Here is a 1,088-nt window from a genome sequence, read left to right as displayed (position 1 = left end):
GCTCCGGCCGGCCACCGAGCCGGCCGGAGCTGCCGATCAGCCGCCCCGCCACGAGCGTCCCGCCCGTGCCGGGGCGGCGCCATGCCCGACAACACTTGCGGCGGGACGCGCCCGGGGCGGGGCGGCGGGGGCGCGGCAGCGCGCTTGGGTTAGTTTCGCGCTATGCCTTCTGACAATGACGCACGTTTCGGCAGGATCGGTATCTGGAGTTCCGCCCTGCACCCCTCGGAGCCGGCCGGCGTCGAGGCGGTCTCGGCGGCGGTCGCCGAACTCGACTCGCTCGGGTACGGGACGATCTGGATGGGCGGCAGCCCGTCGCTCGACCAGGTGGTTCCCGTGGTCGAAGCGACCCGGCACATCACCGTCGCGACCGGCATCCTCAGCATCTGGGACCACCAGGCACCGGCGGTCGCCGAACAGGCGGCGCGGATCCGGCGGGACTCGGCGGGACGTTTCGTCCTCGGACTGGGCGTCAGCCACAGCGGATTCAACCCGAACTACGCACGGCCCTACTCGGCCATGGTCGAGTATCTCGACGCCCTGGACGCCGTGGCCGACCCGGTCCCCGCCTCCGGGCGCGTCCTCGCCGCGCTCGGCCCGAAGATGCTGAAGCTCGCCGCCGAGCGCTCGGCGGGCGCGCACCCCTATCTCGTCACGGCCGAGCACACGGCGGAGGCGCGCGCGGCACTCGGTCCGGACGCGCTGCTCGCGCCGGAGCTCACCGTCGTACTGGACACGGATCTCGACCAGGCCCGTACCGTCGCGCGCGGGATGCTGTCGATGTATCTGCAACTGCCGAACTACACCAACAACCTGCTCCGACTCGGCTTCACCGAGAGCGACTTCGCGGACGGCGGCAGCGACCGGCTGCTGGCCGCGCTCTTCGCGCTGGGCGACGCCGGGACCGTACGTGCCCGGGTCGACGAGTACGTGGCCGCCGGCGCCGACCATCTAGCGCTGCAGGTGCTGTCGGGCGACCGGCGCACGGAGCTGCCGCTCGCCGAGTGGCGCACGCTGGCCGAGGCGCTGGAACTGACCCCCCGAGCCTGACGCACAGTCACGAACGCGCCGGCGCCGACGAGTTGACG

At 72.8% G+C, this 1,088-nt stretch carries 1 protein-coding gene; it reads left to right on the top strand.

The genetic code is table 11. The features are described 5' to 3' along the window. The first annotated feature begins 162 nt into the window (after positions 1 to 162). Positions 163 to 1,050 (top strand): LLM class F420-dependent oxidoreductase, encoded by an 888-nt coding sequence (locus ACFUN8_RS37350; RefSeq protein WP_383647894.1) that lies wholly within the window; start codon positions 163 to 165, stop codon positions 1,048 to 1,050. Positions 1,051 to 1,088: the final 38 nt, after the last annotated feature.

Origin of the sequence: Streptomyces sp. NPDC057307, from assembly GCF_042667665.1 — a bacterium.
Taxonomy (GTDB): Bacteria; Actinomycetota; Actinomycetes; order Streptomycetales; family Streptomycetaceae; genus Streptomyces.
This window is presented reverse-complemented; position numbering and strand designations above follow the sequence as displayed.